This window comes from Streptomyces sp. P9-2 (genome assembly GCF_051903975.1).
GTDB lineage: Bacteria > Actinomycetota > Actinomycetes > Streptomycetales > Streptomycetaceae > Streptomyces > Streptomyces cellulosae.
In genome coordinates this window covers 5,268,239-5,289,622 of sequence record NZ_CP192633.1, presented here as the reverse complement: position 1 = coordinate 5,289,622, position 21,384 = coordinate 5,268,239, and the positions used below count along the sequence as shown (strand labels likewise).

Genomic DNA, 21,384 nt, shown 5'->3' with positions numbered 1-21,384 from the left:
GGGTGCTAGCTGACCTTGACCTTGTCGACGGAGTCGTCCTCCCGGACCTTGTCGGAGATCCGCTGCAGGGCCGCGGTCAGCCCCTTGCCGTCGAGGTCGCCCGCGAGGAACGAGTTCCACGGCACCAGCTGGTCGGTGTTCATCCCGTAGGTCTCGACGAACATGTAGTTGAAGATGTTGGTGCCCGCGGCCTCCAGCATCTTCGTCTGCGAGACGAGGGCCGTCGATCCGTAACCGTCGGCGGGCACGGTGCCCTTGACGATCGTCGGGGCCAGCTTCGTCTTGGAGAAGTTGGAGGCCGCCTTCTCCGACAGCATCGCCCGCAGCACCTCCTTGGCGCCGGCCGGGTTCTTGCCCTGCCGGGGCACAATGAAGGGCTCGCCGGCGGCCGCGCGGAGCGACTCCCAGGGCAGCGCCGGCTTGTCGGTGAGCGTCATCGACGGGAAGCCGGTCATCTGGAAGTCGGCCTTCGTGGCCTTCTTCATCTCGTTCTCGATCCAGCCGCCGGACGGGTAGAGCAGCGCCTTCTGGTCGTTGCTCCAGATCGCCTGCGCCTTCTGGAACTGGGTGCCGGAGCCGCCGGGGACGAACATCTTCTGCTTGACCATGGTCTCCATGACCTTGATCACGCCCTGGACGGCCGGGTGCGACCAACAGCCCTTCTCCAGGTTCTCCAGGGCCAGCCGCACCTCGTCGCCGCCCTCCTTGATCGCCGAGTCGATCAGGAGCGTGCGGTAGTAGGTCGCCGCCTCCTTGCCGTGGACGAAGAGGTACTTGCCCTTCTTCTTCGCCTGCTGGCCGAGGTCGAGCGCCTCGTCCCAGGTCTTCGGCGGGGCCCAGCCGTTCGCCTCGAAGAGCGTCTTCGAGTACCAGACGCCGTACACGGTCATCACGTAGTTGAGCGCGACGAACTTGTCCTTGAACGTGCCGGGGGCCTTGACGCCGGGGTAGACGATGTCGGCGATCTTCTTGCCCTCGTAGGTGTTGGCCTCGAAGAGGTCGTCGAGCTCCTCCAGTTGGTCGAGGATGCCGAGGAAGCCGATCTGGTCCTCGCCGGAGTTGTCGATGAGGTCCGGCGGGTTGCCGCCGACGAAGCGGGGCTGGAGCTGGGGGGCGATGTCGACGACCGGGTCGACCTTGACCTTGAGGCCCTTGACCTGACCGGCGAGCACCTGGTTGGTGTAGTCGACGTAGTCGGTGCCGTAGCCGCCGTCGAAGATGGCCGCCTCGACCGTGGAGTTCTCGGCGACGCCGAACGGGTTCGTGGCGCTCTTCTCGCCCTTCGGGCCGCCGCCGCCTTCGCTGTCCTTGCTGGAGGGAGAGCTGCACGCGACCGCGAACGAGCCCACCGCCGCGGTGGCGATGGCCCCGCGCAGCAGCGTCCGCCTGTCAAGAGAGCCGGCACGAATGGTCATCTCTGCATCCTCACTGATCGGTTGGCTTTGTACGGGTGTGCTGCGTGGGCGCCCGCCGTGGCCGGACCGGTCCTGGACCGGCCGCACACAGGGGCGTTGTCGCCGTCGTCCCGGCGCCGCGGCGCGGCGCCGGTGATCAGCTGAGCGATGCCGGCACAACGGTCGCCGGGGCCGGAGCGGCGGTCGCAATCCGCCTGATCAGATCGCAATGGCCTACGCCGGAAGTGGATCCCATGCTCAAGTCCTCGCCTTCTCCAGGACTCAGGCGGTGAACCGGATCCTTCCCGGCACCGCGTTCGGGTCAAGCTGGGTCGTGCAGGAAGTGCGGCTGGTACGGGGCGGGTGCGGTGAAGATTGCCCCGGAGTGCCGACAGGTATAGTCCACTTCACGCCGACGGAGCAAGATCGAATGCAAGGTTCCCCATACGTCTTTTCCGAGTTGAGACCTCGCGGAAATAAGAGCCCTGGGCACCTTACGCAACGGAAAAGTCCCCGCCATTGCCTGCGAATGCCACAAGCAACCCCTTGACATCACAGGCCACTTGACCCACTACTGGTCCTTGCGCACTGCAATTGACAACGTTGTCCAGCGCAGGGAGGGTGCTCGCGCATGCAACAGAGGGTTCGGCACAGATGGGGAACGGCGGTCGTCGCGACGACCGCCTTCGCTTTGGCCGCGGGCTCGCAGGGCGTCGCCGTGGCGCTCCCCGAGGCGCCGCCGAGGACCGACCGGGAGTTCTCCTCGTCGTTCGAGTCCGGGGATCCCGCCCCGGACTGGCTGAACACCGTGGAGACCACGCGCGGCGGCAAGCGCGCCTCCGGCGTGAACGGCGGCTACAGCGCCGGAATCCCCGGCAACGTCACCGACCATGTGACGGAGGTCCGCGCGAGCGCGGAGAACACCGACGGCCGGGAGGTGAAGGAGCACCTCGTCGACAGCCTGTCCAGCACCAAGTGGCTGGCCTTCGAGCCCACCGCCTGGGTGGAGTTCGACTTCGACGCGCCGGTCGAGGTGCGGCGGTACGCGCTCACCTCCGCCAACGACCACGAGGAGCGCGATCCGCGGGACTGGGTGCTGAAGGGCTCCGCCGACGGCGAGGACTGGACGACCCTCGACACCCGCACGGGCGAGACGTTCCAGGAGCGCTTCCAGACCAAGACGTACGCGCTGGACGACTCCGTCATCGGCGAGTACCGGCATTTCCGGCTGGAGATCACCAAGAACGGCAGCGGCAACCTGGTGCAGCTCGCCGATGTGCAGTTCGCGTCCGGCGGCGAGGACCAGCCGGTGCCCGAGGACATGCTGTCGCTGGTGGACCGCGGCCCGACCGGCTCCCCGACCGCCAAGGCGCGGGCGGGCTTCACCGGTGTGCGGGCGCTGCGTTACGCGGGCCGGCATCTCGCCGACGGGCGGGCGTACTCGTACAACAAGGTCTTCGACGTCAACGTGAAGGTCGAGCGGGACACCCAGCTGTCCTACCGGGTCTTCCCGTCGATGGCGGACGGCGACCTCGACTACGACGCCACGAACGTCGCCGTCGACCTGGCCTTCACCGACGGCACCTATCTGAGCGACCTGCGCGCCACCGACCAGCACGGCTTCCCGCTCACCCCGCGCGGGCAGGGCGAGTCGAAGGTGCTGTACGTCAACCAGTGGAACAACGTGGTCTCCCGGATCGGCTCGGTGGCCCGCGGCAAGACCGTGGACCGGATCCTGGTGGCGTACGACTCCCCCAAGGGCCCGGCGAAGTTCCGCGGCTGGCTGGACGACGTGGCGCTGAAGCAGGTGCGGCCCGAGCCGCCGAAGACGCATCTGTCGGACTACGCGGTGACCACCCGCGGCACCAACTCCAGCGGCAGCTTCTCGCGTGGCAACACCTTCCCGGCGACGGCGGTGCCGCACGGGTTCAACTTCTGGACCCCGGTGACCAACGCCGGTTCCAAGAGCTGGCTGTACGAGTACGCGGCGGGCAACAACGACGACAACCTGCCGACGATCCAGGCGTTCAGCGCGAGCCACGAGCCGAGCCCGTGGATGGGCGACCGGCAGACCTTCCAGGTGATGCCGTCGGCCGCCGAGGGCACCCCGGAGACCGGCCGTGACGCGCGCGAGCTGGCCTTCCGGCACGAGAACGAGACCGCCCGGCCGTACTACTACGGGGTGCGGTTCGAGAACGGCGTGAAGGCCGAGATGGCGCCGACGGACCACGCGGCGATGATGCGCTTCACCTTCCCCGGTGACGACGCGAGCGTGATCTTCGACAACGTCACCGACGAGGCGGGACTGACGCTGAACAAGGAGGAGTCCTCCTTCACCGCCTACTCGGACGTCAAGTCCGGCCTGTCGACCGGCGCGACCCGCCTGTTCGTCTACGGCGAGTTCGACAGGAAGGTCACCGGCGGCGACTCCAAGGGCGAGCGCGGCCGTCTGAGCTTCGACGCGGGCGAGGACCGCACGGTCACCCTGCGCCTGGCCACCTCGCTGATCAGCGTGGACCAGGCGAAGGACAACCTGCGCCAGGAGATCGGCCGCAAGACCTCGTTCGACGACGTCAAGCGGGACGCGCGGAAGCAGTGGGACCGCATCCTCGGCAAGGTCGAGGTCGAGGGCGCCACGCCGGACCAGCTGACCACGCTGTACTCCAGCCTGTACCGGCTGTACCTGTATCCGAACTCGGGCTTCGAGAAGGTCGACGGAGAGTACAAGTACGCCTCGCCGTTCTCGCGGATGCCGGAGCCGGACACGCCGACCCACACGGGCGCGAAGATCGTGGACGGCAAGGTGTACGTCAACAACGGCTTCTGGGACACCTACCGGACGACCTGGCCGGCGTACTCCTTCCTCACGCCGACCAAGGCCGGTGAGCTGGTCGACGGGTTCGTGCAGCACTACAAGGACGGCGGCTGGACCTCCCGCTGGTCCTCCCCCGGCTACGCGGACCTGATGACCGGCACCTCCTCGGACGTCGCCTTCGCGGACGCCTACGTCAAGGGCGTCGACACCTTCGACGCGAAGGCCGCGTACGACGCGGCGCTGAAGAACGCCACCGTGGTGCCCCCGTCGTCCGGTGTGGGCCGCAAGGGCATGGCGACCTCGCCGTTCCTCGGCTACACCAGCACCGAGACCCACGAGGGCCTGTCCTGGGCCCTGGAGGGCTACCTCAACGACTACGGCATCGCCAAGATGGGCGAGGCGCTCTACAAGAAGACCGGCGACAGGCGCTACCAGGAGGAGTCGGCGTACTTCCTGAACCGGGCGCAGGACTACGTCAACCTGTTCGACCCCGAGGCCGGCTTCTTCCAGGGCCGTGACCTCAAGGGCGACTGGCGGGTGAAGTCCTCCGCGTACGACCCCCGGGTGTGGGGCTACGACTACACGGAGACCAACGGCTGGGGCTACGCGTTCACCGCCGCCCAGGACAGCCGGGGCCTCGCCAACCTGTACGGCGGGCGCAAGGGCCTCGCCGACAAGCTCGACGAGTACCTCTCCACTCCCGAGACGGCCTCCCCGGACCTCAAGGGCTCCTACGGCGGTGTCATCCACGAGATGATCGAGGCGCGCGACGTCCGCATGGGCATGTACGGCCACTCCAACCAGGTGGCCCACCACGCCCTGTACATGTACGACGCGGCCGGGCAGCCCTGGAAGACGCAGGCGAACGTACGCGAGGTGCTGTCCCGCCTCTACACCGGCAGCGAGATCGGGCAGGGCTACCACGGCGACGAGGACAACGGCGAGCAGTCCGCCTGGTACCTGTTCTCCTCGCTCGGCTTCTACCCGCTGGTGATGGGCAGCGGCGAGTACGCCATCGGCTCCCCGCTGTTCACCAAGGTCACCGTGCACCTGGAGAACGGCCGCGACCTGGTCGTCAAGGCGCCGAGGAACAGCGCGAAGAACGTGTACGTGCAGGGCCTGAAGGTCAACGGGAAGAAGTGGAACTCCACGGCGCTGCCGCACTCGGCGATCGCCAAGGGCGGCGTGCTCGAGTTCGACATGGGTCCGCGCCCGTCGGCGTGGGGCACCGGCAAGAACGCCGCGCCGGTGTCGATCACCCAGGACGACGAGGTGCCCGCCCCGCGCGAGGACGCGGTGAAGGGCGAGGGCCCGCTGTTCGACAACACCTCGGGGACCAGCGGTGCGGTGACCGAGGTCGAACTGCCCGTGGAGAAGGCCGCCACGGCGGTGCAGTACACGCTGACCTCCGCTCAGGCCGCCAAGGCCCCCACCGGCTGGGTGCTGCAGGGCTCCGCGGACGGGAAGACCTGGCAGAACCTGGACCGGCGGACGGACGAGTCCTTCCGCTGGGACAAGCAGACCCGCGTCTTCTCGGTGGCGAAGCCGCAGCCGTACGCGCACTACCGGCTGGTGCTGACCGGTGAGGCGACGCTGGCGGAGGTGGAGCTGCTGAGCTGACCGACGCTCATCTGGCGGGTCCGGACCTGTGTCCGGGCCCGCCTTTTCCTTGCCCGCGTCCTTTCCGCGCCTGCGGGGGCATTTCGCGATCACCACGGGTACCTTCGGAGCCCCCTGTGCACGAGAATGGAGCCATGACGGACTCGGGGGACTTCGACGCCGCCTGGCTGCCCGACGCCGCGTTCCGCGCGGTCGGCTCCCGCCGTTCTCTCGTCCGGGGCGGCCCGGATCCGCTGGCGGACACGGTGCGCGCCGAACTCGCCGGCGCCTGCGCCCGGTTCGGCGGCGAAGTGGTGCGGGACGGGGACGCGGCGGAGTTCGTCCTCCACCTGACCGGCGAGGCCCCGTCCGACGAGGGCTACACACTCCAGCGCCGTGACGGCGTCACCACGGTGACCGCGTCCGGCGGGCGCGGGCTGCTGTACGGGCTGTTCCATGTCGTGCGGCTCGGCGAGGACGCCTTCGCCGGGGACCTGGCGCCGCGCACGCACCGGCCCGCCCTCGCCACCCGGATGCTGGACCACTGGGACAACGTGGCCGTGCACCCGGTGACGGGCCAGGTGGAGCGCGGTTACGCGGGCGGCTCCCTGTTCTGGGCGGACGGCGAGGCCCGCGGCGACCTCGGCCGGGTGCGGGCGTACGGCAGGCTGCTGGCCGCGTGCGGGATCAACGCCGTCGCCGTCAACAACGTCAACGTGCACGCCACGGAGGCGCGGCTGCTGACCGACCGGATCGGCGACGTGGCCGCGATCGCCGACACCTTGCGGCCGTACGGCGTCCGCACGCACCTCTCCGTCAGCTTCGCCGCGCCGATCCTGCTGGGCGGGCTGCCCACCGCCGACCCGCTGGAACCGGCGGTGCGCGACTGGTGGGCGGCGGCGACCGCCCGCGTGTACGAGGCCATCCCCGACTTCGGCGGGTACGTCGTGAAGGCCGACTCCGAGGGTCAGCCGGGCCCCTTCGCCTACGGCCGCTCGCACGCCGACGGCGCGAACATGCTCGCGGCCGCGCTGGAGCCGCACGGCGGCACGGTGCACTGGCGGGCCTTCGTCTACGACCACCGCCAGGACTGGCGGGACCGCTCCACCGACCGGGCGCGGGCCGCGTACGACCACTTCACCCCGCTGGACGGGGAGTTCGCGGACAACGCGGTGCTCCAGGTGAAGCACGGCCCGATGGACTTCCAGGTGCGCGAGCCGGTCTCGCCGCTGATCGGCGCGATGCCGGACACCCGGGTGGCGGTGGAGCTCCAGGTCACGCAGGAGTACACCGGGCAGCAGAAGCACGTGTGCTGGCTGGGCCCGATGTGGAGCGAGGTGCTGCGGTTCCGCCCGGACGGCGAGGTGCCCGCGGGGCGGCTCGCGGACGGTCTGGTCGCGGTGTCCAACGCCGGCGACGACCGCTTCTGGACCGGGCACCCCCTCGCCCAGACCAACCTGTACACCTTCGGACGGCTGGCGTGGGACCCGGCGGCGGACCCGCGGTCCGTCCTCGACGAGTGGATCGCGCTGACGCACCCGGGCAGCCCCGACCGGCTGGCCGAAGGGCTGCACACCGTCCTGGACGGCTCCTGGGCGACGTACGAGAAGTACACGGCGCCGCTCGGCGTGGGCTTCATGGTGCAGCCGGGCCACCACTACGGGCCGAGCGTGGACGGCTACGAGTACAGCCCCTGGGGCACCTACCACTTCGCCGACCGGGACGGCATCGGCGTCGACCGCTCCGTGGCGACCGGCACCGGCTACGCGGGGCAGTACGCCGAGCCGTGGGCGAAACTCTACGAGTCCCCCGACACCTGCCCGGACGAGCTGCTGCTGTTCTTCCACCACGTCCCGTACGGCCATGTGCTGCACAGCGGCAGGACGGTGATCCAGCACATCTACGACACCCACTTCGAGGGCGTGGAGGAGGCCGAGGAGGCCCGCCGGGTGTGGGCGGGCCTCGCGGACCTGGTGGAGCCGGAGCGGCACGCGCGGGTGGCGGAGCGGTTCGAGGAGCAGCTGCGCAGCGCGCGGGAGTGGCGGGACCAGATCAACAGCTACTTCCTGCGCAAGTCCGGGGTGCCGGACGCGCACGGGCGCACGATCCACTGAGCGCCCGCGCGGCTCAGGCCGTGAAGTGGTCCCGGGTCTCCTCGATCACCGGGCGGCCGGCGTGCAGCAGCGACAGCAGCAGCGGTGCGGCGAGCAGGGCGGGCAGCGCCTCCGTGAGCAGCGCCGTGGCGGCGGCCGTGAGGATCAGCAGGGAGAGGGCGCCCAGGGTGGAGCGCGGCCGCCTCGCCAGGAAGTACGCGGCGAGGCGTGCGGTGTCGCGGGCGCGGAACGTGAACAGGGCGGTCAGCACCAGCGCGTGGGCGCCGCACAGCAGGCTGCCCACGCCGATCAGGGCGAGCAGGAACGCCCACCAGCCGGGCAGTCCGGTCGCCGGGAAGTGGGTGAGGGTGAACGCGATCACCGTGAGCCAGCCGAGCAGCGGCGCCCACAGCTTCAGCGCGGGCACGGCGTTCATCCGCCAGCCGCGCAGGAAGGCGCGGGACGGGCGGAGTTCGGTGAGGTCGCCGCTGCGGTGGTGCAGGGCGTAGAGGGCCGCGGCGGCGGACGGGCCGAGCGGCAGCAGGCAGAGCGCGGCGAGCGGCAGGTTGGCCGGGTCGGGGGCGAGCAGGAAGAGGCCGGCGAGGCCCGGCGCCGCGGTGAGCAGCAGCAGGGCCTCGACGGTGACGAGCGTGTGGATCAGGGCGGCGGCCCGGGACAGCGGGCCGGTGCCGAAGGCGTCGGCGCGTACGGTGCTCATGCCGTCCCCTCACCGAGCAGCCGCCGCTCGTCCCACCAGGGCGGGGTCTCGTCGTCCACGGGGGTCAGCTCGACGAGGGTGACCTCGTGACGGGCGAGGGTGAGGGTGAGATCCACTCGGCCGTCCTCGACGGGGAGCCGGGTGTGGCTGCGGGCGGGCTCGGAGGCCTCGTGCAGGATGTCGAGCTGGCCGGGGCGCGGGGAGCGGGGGGAGCCCATGTGCCGCCAGGCGGTGTAGGCGTTGCCGCGCTCCTCGTCGACCGAGGAGCGTCGCACGAACAGCTCGCCGCCCCGCGCGGGGAGGGACAGGCGCAGGGTGTGCCGGTCCGGGCCGGGTGTCTGCCCTGTGGGGTCGACGGGGGCCCAGGCGAGGACGGTGATCCGCCCGTCCGGGTGCCGGGTCACCAAGTGGCCGTCACCGCGCGCCAGTCGCTCCTGCCCCATCCGTGCCATGAACGCGTACAGGTGGTAGGTCGGCTTGCGGATCTGTCGGTGGGTGAGCAGGCCGAAGCCGCCGTGGAACAGGGCGGTGGGGATGCCGGTCTCCTCGAAGACGTCGCTGAACGTCCAGTAGGAGAAGGAGTCGGCGTGGTCGCCGCCCGCCGCCACCACGGGGGCCAGGTAGGCGGCGTGGAACGCGGTGTCGTGGATCAGGTTGTCCGGCCGGTAGGAGGAGTTGAACTCCGTGATGTGCACCGGGAGTCCGGCCAGACGGGTGCCCGCGAGGGCCTGGCGGGGCTGGGTGAACTGGTCGAGGAGGGTGCTCGCCGGGGCGAGGGTCTGGTGGGTGCCGAACGGGACGTTCTGCGCGGGCCCGGAGGCGTAGGCGTGCCGGGACACGAAGTCCACGGGCACGTCCCGGCGTTCGGCGAACTCGGCGAACCGCTCCAGCCAGCCGTCGGCGGCCGGGGACAGCGCGGGCCCGCCGACCGCCAGCTCCGCGTCCACCTCCTTCACGGTGTGCGCCGTCGCCTCGTACAGCCGGTGGTAGGCCGCCTCGTCGGCGTCCTTCCAGAACGGGGGCAGGTCCGGTTCGTTCCACACCTCGACGGGCCAGGTGCGCACCTCGTCGAGGCCGTAGCGGTCGATCAGGTGGGTGAGGACCGCGCGCACCAGGCGGGTCCACTCCTTCTCGTCGGCGGGCGGGGTGACGTTGCCCTCCCACCAGAACACCGTCTGCGTGCCCGACGCCATCTCCCGTGGCATGAAGCCGAGTTCGAGGAAGGGGCGGATGCCCGTGGCGAGGAGGGCGTCGAGCACCTGGTCCAGGTAGGTGAACGAGTGGTGGGTGCGGCGGGCGCCCTGCCACTCGTAGGGACGGTGGACGCCCATGCCGTCGCTGAGCAGGCCGTGGCCGCGCAGATGGCGGAAGCCGATGTCGCGCTGGAGGAGGGCGAGGGAGTCCTGGTAGTCGCGGCGCAGGGCGAGGTCGAGCCGGCCGGTGCCGACGCAGGCGCGCCAGGCGCCGGACAGCCGGCCGACGGGCTCCTCCGGTACGCGGATCACGCGTTCTCCTTCTTGAACCGCTCGTACGCCTGGTTGTGCAGCTCGATGTAGCGGTCCATGTTCTTCGCCTTGAGTTCCTTGACGTAGTCGTCCCACTCGGAGAGGGGGCGCTTGCCGAGGACGAACCGCAGGGCGTTCTGGGTGACGTGGTCCTTCAGCGGGGTGTCCCAGAGGGTGGCCTGCTCCTGCTCCTCGGCGCGCAGCGGGTGCGGCGGGTCGGTGGGCAGCTCCTTGCGGGCGGCCATGGCGTCGGTGAACTTCTTCTCGTCCGGGCTGAAGGACGAGGACACGAGGGCCCAGCTGCCGCCGTAGGTGAACACGCCGTTGAAGAAGCCGAAGTCCTTCTGCAGGTCCTTCGGGGCGTCCGGGTCGGAGCCCATGAGGGAGATGCCGGGCTTGAGCCGGTAGCCCGCGCCGGAGCGGGTGAACGTGATCTTCTCCACGCCCCACTTGCAGAACTCCTGGCCGGCGTCGGAGTACCAGAGCCAGTCCACGAACTGCATCAGGGCGACGAAGTCGTCCCGCTCCAGCGCCTTGCTGGAGATCATCATGCCGTTCTCCAGCCGTCCGCCGCCCATGACGACGGGGCCCGCCGGGCCGAGCGGCACCGGGATCATCTCGATGGTGGCGCCCTTGACCTGCCGCTGGAGGTTGTAGCGGTAGTTCTGCACCAGCTCCTGCGCGTTGGCGCTGATCGCGAAGGACTTCTCCCCCAGCAGCTTCTTCACCGCCTCCTCGTCGGTCTGGGTGAAGCTCTCCGGGTCCATCAGCTTCTCCGCGACCAGCTTGCGCAGGTACTCCACGACCTGGCGGAAGGCGTCGGTGGCGCCGGTGAAGACGAACTGCTCCGCCTGGGCGTCCCAGGTGGTGTTCAGGTACGACCAGCCGGCGCGGACGCCGTGCGCCTGCCCGAGGTACTGGAACAACGCGCCCGCCGGGAAGGGGGTGTTGGTGCTCCAGCGGTCGGTGAACGGGTAGCGGTCCGGGTACTCCTCACGGAGCGCCTTCAGGGTCGTGTAGACCTCGTCCCAGGTGGCGGGCAGGGCGAGACCGTGCTTGGTCAGGACGTCCGTGCGGAAGGACAGCGAGTACTGCTGGCGCACCTTCTCGTGGAGTCCGGGGAGCAGGTAGTAGCGGCCGTCGGACTGGCGCAGCGAGTCGACCTCCGGCTGGAGGTTCCATCTCTTCACCTTCTCCTGGAAGTTGGGCATCAGGTCGGTGTACTCGCTGACCGGCAGGATGGCGCCGGAGGAGACGAAGGCGGTCTCCGCGCCCGGGTAGGTCTTGGGGATGAGCAGAGGGGCGTCGCCCGCGCCGATGAGGAGGCTGCGCTTCTTCTCGTAGTCGCTCAGCGGGACCGGGGTGGCGTCGAGGGTGACGCCGGTGCGCCGGGTGAGCTCCTTCCAGAACAGCCAGCTCTTCTTCGACGGGTAGACCGGGTTGTCGTTGTGCAGGACGGTGAAGGTGAGCGGCTCGGTGGCCTTGAACTGCTGTCCGGCGCGGTAGTTCTTCATGGCGCCGTCGCGCTTCTTCGACAGGTCCTTGGTGTCCTCGCCGTCGCCGCCGCTGCCGCAGCCGGTGAGGGTGGCGAGGCCGATGAATCCGGCGGCGGCCAGTATCTGGCGCCGGGAGAGCTGTCCGTCGTTCTTCACGGGGACTCCTGTGACGTGGGGGTGGGCTGGAGGGGGTGGCTGGAGCGCCTGCGGCCGTCAGCCCTTGACCGCGCCGAGCATCACGCCGGAGACGAAGTAGCGCTGCACGAACGGGTACACGCAGAGGATCGGCAGCGAGGTGAGCACGATCGTCACCGCCTGGATGTTGGCGTTGACCTGGCTGAGGTTCTCGGTGCCCGCGCCGGCGGCGGTGCCTCCGGTGGCGCCCGCGAGGAGGTTGCGCAGATACACCGTGACCGGCATCAGCTCGGTGCGGTCCATGTAGAGGAACGCCGAGAACCAGGAGTTCCAGAAGGACACCGAGTAGAACAGCACCATGGTCGCCACGACCGCCTTGGACAGCGGCAGCACGATCCGCAGCAGGATGCCGTAGGTGCTCAGGCCGTCGATCTGCGCGGCCTCCTCCAGTTCCGACGGCAGGCTCTCGAAGAAGGCCTTCATCACCAGCAGGTTGAAGACGCTGATCGCGTTCGGCAGGGCGATGGCCCACACGCTGTTCTTCAGCCCGAGGCTGGTGATCAGGACGTAGTGGGGGATGAGGCCGCCGCTGAAGAACATGGTGAACACGGCGATCCCGACCAGCGCGCCGCGGCCCTTGAGGTGGTGCTTGGACAGGACGTAGGCGTAGCAGGTGGTCAGCACCATGGCGACGGCGGTGGCGACGACCGTGTAGAGGACGGTGTTGCCGTAGTTCCGCCAGAACATCGCGTCGGAGAAGACGATCTCGTAGGTGGTGAGGTTGAAGCCCTTGGGCCACAGCGTCACGTCACCGGCGCGGATCTCCTTCTCGCCGCTGAACGAGCGGGCGACGATGTTCACGAACGGGTACAGCGTGACCAGCACGACCAGGGTGAGGATCACGCCGTTGACGCCCTGGAAGACGCGGTGACCCCGGGAGGGGCGGATGGTGCTCACCACAGGCTCGTCCCCACCGTGCGGCGCGACAGCTGGTTGGCCGAGGTGATCAGCACCAGGCCGATGACCGCCTCGAACAGGCCGATGGCGGCGGCGTAGCTGAAGCTGTTGGACTCCACACCCGTGCGGTAGAGGTAGGTGGAGATCACGTCGGCGGTGGGATACGTGAGCGGGTTGTACAGCAACAGGACCTTCTCGAAACCGACGGCCAGGAACGTGCCGATGTTGAGGATCAGCAGGGTGATCATGGTGGGGCGGATGCCGGGCAGGGTGACGTGCCAGATCTGCCGCCAGCGGTTCGCGCCGTCGATCCGGGCGGCCTCGTACAGGTCCTCGTCGATGGTGGTGAGCGCGGCGAGGTAGAGGATCGTGCCCCAGCCGGCGGTCTGCCAGATCTCGGAGCCGACGTAGATGGTGCGGAACCAGTCGGGTTCCTGGATGAACCGGACCGGGTCGTGCCCGAACCAGCCGAGGACATGGTTGACGGGACCGTCCGTGGCGAGCATCTGCATCGTGATGCCGGCGACGATCACGATGGACAGGAAGTGCGGCAGGTACGACACCGACTGCACGAATCGTTTCAACGACCTGCGGCGGACCTCGTTCAGCAGCAGGGCGAGCACGATCGGGATCGGGAAGCAGAAGACGAGCGTCAGTCCGCCGATCCACAGGGTGTTGCGGAAGACCTGCCAGAACGTCGGGTCGGACAGGAACATCTCGACGTAGCGCAGGCCCACCCAGTACTCGCCGAAGACCGAACCGCCCGGCTCGAACCGGCGGAACGCGATCACGTTGCCGAGCATCGGCAGATAGCGGAACACCAGGAAGAACAGCAGCGGCAGCACCGCCAGCGAGTACAGCTGCCAGTCCTTGCGCAGCGCGCGCCGCCAGCCGGTGGGCGAGGGCGACCGGGTGCGCCGCCGTGGCGGGGGCGCCGACGGCGGCTCCTGAATGCCCGGAGGTGGAGCCGACGTGGTGGAGCTGCTCATTGCCCGGGCCTCCCGTGCCTGACACAGAACCGAAACTTTCGAGCCCTTCCCGGTAACTCCGCGGCAACTTATGAGCCGCGGTAAGCGCTGTCAATGGGTGGTGCGCAGGCGACTTTTGCTACGTCACGGCCGCACGGAAGTCCGGAACGGACCGGTGTGGAACCGGGCCGAGATCTGTTACCGTCCACCGAAATTTCCTGCGGCACGCCCGCAACGATCGGGGGTGCCGTCCGTCCGATCCTGCGAGGTGCCGCGTGCCCGCGTTCGACCTGCCCCCGGCCGACCTGGAGCGCTACCGCCCGGACGTCGCCGAACCGGCGGACTTCGACGGCTTCTGGAAGCGCACGCTGAGGGAGGCGGCGGACGCGGGCGACGCGCTGGTCTCCGCCCAGCCGGTGGACAACGGGCTGCGGCTGACGGAGACCTGGGACGTGACGTTCCGCGGTTTCGCGGGCGATCCGGTGCGGGGGTGGTTCAGCCGTCCGGCCGGGGCGGGCGAACCCCTTCCGGCGGTGGTGGAGTTCGCCGGGTACGGGCGCGGACGGGGTCTCCCCCACGAGCGGCTCACCTGGGTCAACGCCGGGTACGCGCATCTGCTGATGGACAACCGGGGCCAGGGCGACCAGTACGGGTGCGGCGGGGACACCCCCGACCCGCACGCCGGAGCGCCCGGCGGTCCCGGACCGGCCGCGCGGGGCCTGCTCGATCCGCACGACCACCACTACCGCCGGCTGATCACCGACGCGGTGCGCGCGGTGGAGGCGGTGCGCGCGCTCCCCGGCGTGGACGCCTCCCGGGTCGCGGCGGTGGGCAACAGCCAGGGCGGGGGCGTCGCGCTGGCGGTCGCGGGCCTGGTGCCGGACCTCGCGGCGGTCCTGGTCACGGCGCCCTTCCTGTGCGGGATCCGGCGCGGGCTGGACCTCACGGACGCCTCCCCGTACGGCGAGATCGGCGCGTACCTCGCCGTGCACCGGGGCGCGGAGGAGGCGGCCTACCGCACGCTGTCCTACGTGGAGGGCGTCTCCTTCGCCCGCCGCGCCCAGGCGCCCGCGCACTTCGGGGTGGGCCTGCGCGACACGGTGTGCCCGCCGAGCGGGGCGTACGCGGCGTACAACCGGTACGCGGAACTGGCGGGCGGCCAGGAGGAGAAGGTCCTGCACGCCTACCCGTTCAACGGGCATGAGGGCGGGGACGCGGTGCATGTGCGGCGGCAACTGGAGTGGCTGCGGCAGGTGTTGGGGGCGTGAGTGCACCGGGTCCGGTGAGGGGGACCGCGCGGCAGAGCAGCAGGCCGCGCAGTTCGGAGCGGGCCAGTGTGTCGGGGCGGGCGGGGGTGACGGCGCCCGCGGTCAGGGCGAGGCCGGCCGCCGGCAAGGCGGCAAGGACGCAGACGAGGACGACGAACAAGGCCCGGTCGCCCTTGCGCCGGGCCGTCCTCGCGCCGGCGCGGTCGCGCGGTGACGTGATCATGACACTCCCGTCCGCGACTGTGGGGGCGGACGAGGTGGCGGCGCCCCGGCGACGGGTTCCGGTCCGCCACGCTCATATATGGGAGCGCTCCCACCTCGTCCGTGGAAGGGACGGTAGCGCCGGGGAGCGGGGATGTAAACGGTTACCGCGCGTATCGGTCGCGGACACGGGCGCACACCGGGAACGCCCGAGGGCCGCATCCCGCGCGGGGATGCGGCCCTCGACCGATCTGCTGGGGTGCTTACTTGCGGATCAGGCTGCGCAGCACGTACTGCAGGATGCCGCCGTTGCGGTAGTAGTCGGCCTCACCGGGGGTGTCGATGCGGACGACCGCGTCGAACTCGACACCGGTGTCGGTGGTGACCTTCACCGTGCGGGGCGTGGTGCCGTCGTTCAGCTCGGTCACGCCGGTGACGGAGAAGGTCTCCTCGCCGGTCAGACCGAGGGACTCGGCGGTGTGGCCCTCGGGGAACTGCAGCGGCAGGACGCCCATGCCGATGAGGTTCGAGCGGTGGATGCGCTCGTACGACTCGGCGATGACGGCCTTGACGCCGAGGAGCGCGGTGCCCTTGGCCGCCCAGTCGCGGGACGAGCCGGAGCCGTACTCCTTGCCGGCCAGGACGACCAGCGGGATGCCGGCGGCCTGGTAGTTCTGCGAGGCGTCGTAGATGAAGGAGACCGGGCCGCCCTCCTGCGTGAAGTCACGCGTGTAGCCGCCCTCGGTGCCCGGCGCGATCTGGTTGCGCAGGCGGATGTTGGCGAACGTGCCGCGGATCATGACCTCGTGGTTGCCGCGGCGGGAGCCGTAGCTGTTGAAGTCGCGGCGCTCGATGCCGTGCTCCGTGAGGTACTTGCCGGCCGGGGTGTCGGCCTTGATGGCGCCGGCCGGGGAGATGTGGTCGGTGGTGACCGAGTCGCCCAGCTTGGCCAGCACGCGGGCGCCGGTGATGTCCTCGACCGGGGCCGGCTCCATCCGCATGCCCTCGAAGTACGGGGGCTTGCGGACGTAGGTGGACTCGGCGTCCCACTCGAAGGTGTCGCCGGTCGGGATGGGCAGCGCCTGCCACTGGGCGTCGCCGGCGAAGACGTCGGAGTAGGACTTGGAGAACATGTCCTCGCCGATGGCGTTCGCCACGACGTCGTTCACCTCGGCCTCGGAGGGCCAGATGTCCTTCAGGAAGACCGGGTTGTTGTCCTGGTCGTAGCCGAGGGCCTCACGGGTGATGTCCACCCTCATGGAACCGGCGAGCGCGTAGGCGACCACCAGCGGCGGGGACGCCAGGTAGTTCATCTTGACGTCGGGGTTGATCCGGCCCTCGAAGTTGCGGTTGCCGGACAGCACCGAGGTGACGGCCAGGTCGTGCTCGTTGACGGCCTTGGAGACCTCCTCCGGCAGCGGGCCGGAGTTGCCGATGCAGGTGGTGCAGCCGTAACCGACCAGGTTGAAGCCGACCTTGTCGAGGTACGGGGTCAGGCCCGCCTTCTCGAAGTAGTCGGTGACGACCTTGGAGCCCGGGGCGAGGGTGGTCTTGACCCACGGCTTGCGGGTCAGACCCTTCTCCACCGCCTTCTTGGCCACCAGCGCGGCGGCGACCATGACGTACGGGTTGGAGGTGTTGGTGCAGGAGGTGATGGCCGCGACCGTCACCGCGCCGTGGTCCAGGGTGTAGGTGGTGCCGTCGGGGGCGGTCACCTCGACCGGGTTGGACGGGACGCCGTTGGAGACGGCCGGGGCGTCGGAGGCCGGGAAGGACTCCTTGATCGCCTCGTCGACGTCGCCGCCGTCCTTGACGTAGGCGCGGACGTCCTGCTCGAACTGCGACTTGGCGTCGGCGAGGACGATGCGGTCCTGCGGGCGCTTCGGGCCGGCGATGGACGGGACGACCGTGGACAGGTCCAGCTCGAGCTTCTCGGAGAAGTCCGGCTCGGCCTTCGGGTCCAGCCAGAGGCCCTGCTCCTTGGCGTACGCCTCGACCAGCGCGACCTGCTGCTCGGAGCGGCCGGTCAGGCGCAGGTAGCTCAGCGTCTCGTCGTCGATCGGGAAGATCGCGGCGGTGGAGCCGAACTCCGGCGACATGTTGCCGATGGTGGCGCGGTTCGCCAGGGAGGTGGCGGCGACGCCCTCGCCGTAGAACTCGACGAACTTGCCGACGACGCCGTGCTTGCGCAGCATCTCGGTGATCGTGAGCACCAGGTCGGTGGCGGTGGTGCCGGGCTGCAGCTCACCGGTGAGCTTGAAGCCGACGACGCGCGGGATCAGCATGGAGACCGGCTGGCCGAGCATGGCGGCCTCGGCCTCGATGCCGCCGACGCCCCAGCCGAGGACGCCCAGGCCGTTGACCATCGTGGTGTGCGAGTCGGTGCCGACCAGGGTGTCGGGGTACGCCTTGCCGTCGCGGGTCATGACGACGCGGGCCAGGTGCTCGATGTTCACCTGGTGGACGATGCCGGTGCCGGGAGGGACGACCTTGAACTCGTCGAACGCGGTCTGGCCCCAGCGCAGGAACTGGTAGCGCTCGCGGTTGCGGCCGTACTCCAGCTCGACGTTCTGCTTGAAGGCGTCGTTCGTGCCGAACTTGTCGGCGATGACGGAGTGGTCGATGACCAGCTCGGCCGGGGCCAGCGGGTTGATCTTGGCCGGGTCGCCGCCGAGCTCCTTCACGGCCTCACGCATCGTGGCGAGGTCGACGACACAGGGCACGCCGGTGAAGTCCTGCATGATCACGCGGGCCGGCGTGAACTGGATCTCCTGCGACGGCTGCGCCTGGGAGTCCCAGCCGCCCAGGGCGCGGATGTGGTCGGCGGTGATGTTCGCGCCGTCCTCGGTGCGGAGGAGGTTCTCCAGCAGCACCTTCAGGCTGTAGGGAAGGCGCGCGGAGCCCTCGACCTTGTCCAGCCGGAAGATCTCGTACGACTCGTCGCCCACCTGCAGCGTGCTGCGGGCGTCGAAGCTGTTCGCCGACACGACAGTCTCCTTCATTGATGTGCGCGTACCACCGTCAATCGTGCCGCCACGCCGGCTTGGCCGTTCCGGTGAGGTCAGGCTAAGTTAGGTATGCCTAACTCGCGTGGCGACCGCGGTGCGCCTCGGCAGATATCTCGATGTCGAGATAACTCTAGTACACGGGGGCGGAATGGTCATGCCCGGGTTCCGGTGTGGCCCCTGGGCGCGCCTTCACTCTTCCCTCCTTTGCTTCCCCCACCCTCCCGCCGGGGGCGGCTCGGCGCCACGGCTGGCGCGGCCGGAGGGCGCCGCACCCGGAAGGCGCCACGTCCCGACGGCGCCCGCCCAGACGGTGCCGCCGCGCCCGGCGGCTGTCACGGGTTGTCATGGCTGCGGCGGACCGGGGTAACCGACTGAGGCACAGTCAGTCATCCAGTCATCGACAAGCCCCAGCGGCCCGACCAGGGAGACGAGGATGCCCCTCACGTTCCGTAAGAGTTTCCGGATCCTTCCGGGGGTACGGCTGAACATCAACAAGAAGTCGTGGTCCATCACCACCGGAGGCGGGAAGAACGGCCCCCGGTACACACGGAGCAGCACGGGACGACGTACGACATCGATGGATTTGCCCGGACCTTTCGGGTGGAGGCGCACCAGCCGCAGCCGCCGGACCAGCTGATGGTCGGGGGACATTGACGTCACATCATCCGACTGTCACCCGAATGGACCCCCCGAAGAGGTGCCATCTCATATCTGAGATAGCCTCAACCCCATGGCAGACGACTACCTCGTACGCATCGGTAAGCTCATCCGTGACGCAAGGCAGCACCGCGGCTGGACACAGACCCAGCTCGCGGAGGCTCTGGGCACCAGCCAGAGCGCGGTCAACCGGATCGAGCGCGGCAACCAGAACATCAGCCTTGAGATGATCGCCCGCATCGGCGAGGCGCTGGACAGTGAGATCGTCTCCCTCGGCTACGCCGGTCCGATGCATCTGCGTGTGGTGGGCGGCCGCCGACTCTCCGGCGCCATCGACGTGAAGACGAGCAAGAACGCGTGCGTGGCACTGCTGTGCGCCTCACTGCTCAACAGCGGGCGCACGGTGCTGCGCCGCGTCGCTCGCATCGAGGAGGTGTACCGCCTCCTGGAGGTACTGAACTCCATCGGCGTGCGCACCCGCTGGATCAACGACGGCGTCGACCTGGAGATCGTGCCGCCGGCCGAGCTGGACCTCGCGGCGATCGACGCGGAGGCGGCCCGCCGTACCCGCTCCATCATCATGTTCCTCGGCCCGCTGCTGCACCGCATGGACCGCTTCATGCTGCCGTACGCCGGCGGCTGCGACCTCGGCACCCGCACGGTGGAGCCGCACATGATCGCGCTGCGCCGCTTCGGCCTGGACATCGCCGCGACGGAGGGGCAGTACCACGCGGTGGTCGACCGCGCCGTCGCCCCGGACCGCCCGATCGTGCTGACCGAGCGCGGGGACACGGTCACCGAGAACGCGCTGCTGGCCGCCGCGCGGCACGACGGCACGACCGTCATCCGCAACGCGTCCTCCAACTACATGGTCCAGGACCTGTGCTTCTTCCTGGAGGCGCTGGGCGTCAAGGTCGACGGCATCGGCACGACGACGCTGACCGTGCACGGCGTGCCGAAGATCGACGTGGACGTCGACTACTCCCCCTCCGAGGACCCGGTCGAGGCGATGAGCCTCGTCGCGGCCGCGGTGGTGACGGAGTCGGAGCTGACGGTCCGCCGGGTGCCGATCGAGTTCCTGGAGATCGAGCTGGCGGTCCTGGAGGAGATGGGCCTCGACCACGACCGCACGCCGGAGTACTTCGCGGACAACGGCCGTACCCGGCTGGTGGACCTCACCGTCCGGCCCTCCAAGCTGGAGGCGCCGATCGACAAGATCCACCCGATGCCGTTCCCGGGCCTGAACATCGACAACGTGCCGTTCTTCGCGGCGATCGCGGCGGTGGCGCAGGGCCAGACCCTCATCCACGACTGGGTCTACGACAACCGCGCCATCTACCTGACCGACCTCAACCGCCTCGGCGGACGCCTGCAGTTGCTGGACCCGCACCGCGTCCTGGTCGAGGGCCCGACCCGCTGGCGCGCGGCGGAGATGATGTGCCCGCCGGCCCTGCGCCCGGCCGTCGTCGTCCTCCTCGCCATGATGGCGGCGGAGGGGACGTCGGTGCTGCGGAACGTGTACGTCATCAACCGGGGGTACGAGGACCTGGCGGAGCGGCTGAACTCGATCGGGGCGCAGATCGAGATCTTCCGGGACATCTGAGAGGCGTAGGACGCGAGGGTGCGGACCTCCTTCCGGCTGCCGTGCTGGCGTGAGCCGGGAGGGGGTCCCGCTGGTGTCGGCCGCCGTGGCCGACGGCCCCCAGTGACGTTCTTGCCGCCTCGTGCGCAGGGAGGATCATGAACTTCCGCCCCTCCCCGCGCTCCTGGCTGGTCCTCGCGCTGCCCGTCGTGGGTGTGCTGGTACTGACGTACTCCGCCACGACACCCGAGCCGCGCGCGGCCGTGGACCGGCAGGCCGCCGCCGAGCCGTTGCGGGACGGTCCGCTCCCGTCCGGCGGCACGGCCCAGTTGTCGAAATGCGGGGTGAACGAATGGCCGCGCCCGGAACCCCGGGGCAAGGCCGAGCGCAGCAAGCACCCCCAACTGACGCTCAGAAGCTGGGGGTACTACGACCCAGGGCCGAAGATGCCGGGTGACCCCCGCTTCACCGTCCGAGCCTCCATCCGCACGGGCGACCGCCCGCTGGTGCTCGAGGCCCCGGTGGCCGCGGGCCGGGTCACCGTCGACTTCTACGGCCCCCACGGCGAGGGCGTCCGCGCCTCCGCCCGCGGTCTCACCGCGACCGTCGTGGACGGCGGTTACCTGGGCAAGCCGCTGGACGTCCCGGCGTCCGGCCGTTTCCGCGTCGATCCCGGCGAGGAGCTGCTCCTGGAGGTGGAGTTGCCTTCCGGAGCCGTGTGTCCCGGACACAGCCTGCGCGACGTCAGCGCCTGCTCCCCCGAGGGCACCAACGACGCCGCGGACTGCCCGATGGTGACACTCACCCTCAGCGACCCCGCGATCCGCGCGTACCGGGCGGGGACGGCGGGCGGTGGTGCGGCGGGGGCCTTCAGCGACCGGCTCGTCGCGGTGTTCCTCGAGCCGGATGTCTCGCGGGTGTGAGCGGGGCTCGCCCGGTGCCGGCTGGGTCAGCCGTCGGACAGGCTTCGCACGACGAACGTCATGTG

Annotated in this window: 13 protein-coding genes; 6 read left to right on the top strand and 7 right to left on the bottom strand. The window is 69.8% G+C overall.

The features are described 5' to 3' along the window. Positions 1-5: 5 nt before the first annotated feature. On the bottom strand, positions 6-1,349 hold the full coding sequence (gene ngcE, locus ACQY0Z_RS24105; protein ID WP_198427667.1) for an N-acetylglucosamine/diacetylchitobiose ABC transporter substrate-binding protein: 1,344 nt from the start codon (positions 1,347-1,349) through the stop codon (positions 6-8). Positions 1,350-2,025: 676 nt separating this feature from the next. Between ngcE and ACQY0Z_RS24100 the strand changes: the two genes are divergently transcribed. Continuing rightward, positions 2,026-5,829, top strand: a complete 3,804-nt coding sequence (locus ACQY0Z_RS24100) for a GH92 family glycosyl hydrolase (protein WP_439812792.1) — start codon at positions 2,026-2,028, stop codon at positions 5,827-5,829. A gap of 134 nt (positions 5,830-5,963) precedes the next feature. Further along, positions 5,964-7,922, top strand: a complete 1,959-nt coding sequence (locus tag ACQY0Z_RS24095) for an alpha-glucuronidase (RefSeq protein ID WP_439812791.1) — start codon at positions 5,964-5,966, stop codon at positions 7,920-7,922. 13 nt (positions 7,923-7,935) lie between these two features. Here the strand turns inward: ACQY0Z_RS24095 and ACQY0Z_RS24090 are convergent, their stop codons facing one another. The 5 genes from ACQY0Z_RS24090 to ACQY0Z_RS24070 are packed head-to-tail and all read right to left on the bottom strand — an operon-like array spanning position 7,936 to position 13,701. Beyond that, a complete protein-coding gene (locus ACQY0Z_RS24090) occupies positions 7,936-8,619 on the bottom strand; it encodes a hypothetical protein (RefSeq protein WP_254585242.1) in 684 nt (227 codons plus the stop codon). After that, a complete protein-coding gene (locus ACQY0Z_RS24085; protein WP_254585241.1) occupies positions 8,616-10,124 on the bottom strand; it encodes a GH39 family glycosyl hydrolase in 1,509 nt (502 codons plus the stop codon). The genes ACQY0Z_RS24090 and ACQY0Z_RS24085 overlap by 4 nt, the downstream gene beginning before the upstream one ends. Then, positions 10,121-11,776 (bottom strand): ABC transporter substrate-binding protein, encoded by a 1,656-nt coding sequence (locus ACQY0Z_RS24080; RefSeq protein WP_189899296.1) that lies wholly within the window; start codon positions 11,774-11,776, stop codon positions 10,121-10,123. The genes ACQY0Z_RS24085 and ACQY0Z_RS24080 overlap by 4 nt, the downstream gene beginning before the upstream one ends. Positions 11,777-11,833: 57 nt before the next feature. After that, positions 11,834-12,715, bottom strand: a complete 882-nt coding sequence (locus ACQY0Z_RS24075; RefSeq protein ID WP_254585240.1) for a carbohydrate ABC transporter permease — start codon at positions 12,713-12,715, stop codon at positions 11,834-11,836. Further along, positions 12,709-13,701 carry an ABC transporter permease gene (locus ACQY0Z_RS24070; RefSeq protein ID WP_381727378.1) on the bottom strand — a complete coding sequence of 331 codons (993 nt, stop codon included), beginning with the start codon at positions 13,699-13,701 and terminating at the stop codon, positions 12,709-12,711. Before ACQY0Z_RS24070 ends, ACQY0Z_RS24075 begins: the two co-directional genes overlap by 7 nt. A gap of 254 nt (positions 13,702-13,955) precedes the next feature. Here ACQY0Z_RS24070 and ACQY0Z_RS24065 point away from each other — a divergent pair, with 254 nt between their 5' ends. Next, positions 13,956-14,948 carry an acetylxylan esterase gene (locus tag ACQY0Z_RS24065; protein ID WP_439812790.1) on the top strand — a complete coding sequence of 331 codons (993 nt, stop codon included), beginning with the start codon at positions 13,956-13,958 and terminating at the stop codon, positions 14,946-14,948. 464 nt (positions 14,949-15,412) lie between these two features. On the opposite strand, the gene acnA is transcribed toward ACQY0Z_RS24065, so the two are convergent. Next, on the bottom strand, positions 15,413-18,136 hold the full coding sequence (acnA, locus tag ACQY0Z_RS24060) for an aconitate hydratase AcnA (protein WP_337662753.1): 2,724 nt from the start codon (positions 18,134-18,136) through the stop codon (positions 15,413-15,415). A 454-nt stretch (positions 18,137-18,590) separates the two neighbouring features. Here acnA and ACQY0Z_RS24055 point away from each other — a divergent pair, with 454 nt between their 5' ends. The 3 genes from ACQY0Z_RS24055 (at position 18,591) to ACQY0Z_RS24045 (ending at position 21,319) form a co-directional block, all read left to right on the top strand. Continuing rightward, positions 18,591-18,794, top strand: coding sequence for a DUF4236 domain-containing protein (locus ACQY0Z_RS24055; RefSeq protein WP_387831996.1), 204 nt, complete (start codon positions 18,591-18,593; stop codon positions 18,792-18,794). A 93-nt stretch (positions 18,795-18,887) separates the two neighbouring features. Then, a complete protein-coding gene (locus tag ACQY0Z_RS24050) occupies positions 18,888-20,417 on the top strand; it encodes a helix-turn-helix domain-containing protein (RefSeq protein WP_019523500.1) in 1,530 nt (509 codons plus the stop codon). 137 nt (positions 20,418-20,554) lie between these two features. Further along, the gene (locus tag ACQY0Z_RS24045; protein WP_161107131.1) at positions 20,555-21,319 is read left to right on the top strand and encodes a hypothetical protein; all 765 of its coding nucleotides are present in this window, start codon (positions 20,555-20,557) and stop codon (positions 21,317-21,319) included. Positions 21,320-21,384 lie beyond the last annotated feature (65 nt).